Annotated in this window: 1 protein-coding gene; it reads right to left on the minus strand. The window is 49.2% G+C overall.

Annotated features, from left to right (window positions below; all coding sequences use genetic code 11):
- Positions 1-508: ribonuclease HII (gene rnhB, locus R7Q09_RS28585; protein ID WP_318144263.1), on the minus strand; the 508-nt coding region annotated here is incomplete at both ends.

A 508-nucleotide genomic window follows, 5' to 3' on the forward strand; every position in this document is an offset into this window, starting at 1 on the left:
TGAAGCTCTTACGGTGCTCGCTTATCACACCATGTTGCTCAATTGCTTCAAAGTGCGCTTTGGTTGGATAACCTTTGTGCTTCGCAAAGCCGAATTGCGGATATTGTTTATCCAGCTCTTCCATCTCTTGGTCGCGCACAACTTTAGCAATGATGGAAGCGGCACTGATTTCAGCCACTCTTAAATCGCCTTTCACCACAGCTTGAGAATCCATCGGTAGCTCAGGGCAACGATTACCATCGATCAGCACTAAATCTGGCTGTACCTTCAGTCCCGCAATCGCACGTTGCATAGCAACCATGGTAGCTTGCAGAATATTCAGTTCATCAATCTCTTCGGGAGAGCAACGGCCTACCGCCCACGCTAGCGCTTTTTCTTTGATTTCAGGAAGCAGTGCCAGACGCTTTTTCTCGCTCAGCTTCTTAGAGTCATTCAAGCCTTCGATTGGGTTATTGGGATCGAGGATAACTGCAGCGGTGACGACATCTCCAACCAAAGGGCCGCGTCC

Source organism: Vibrio sp. 2130-1, assembly GCF_033339515.1.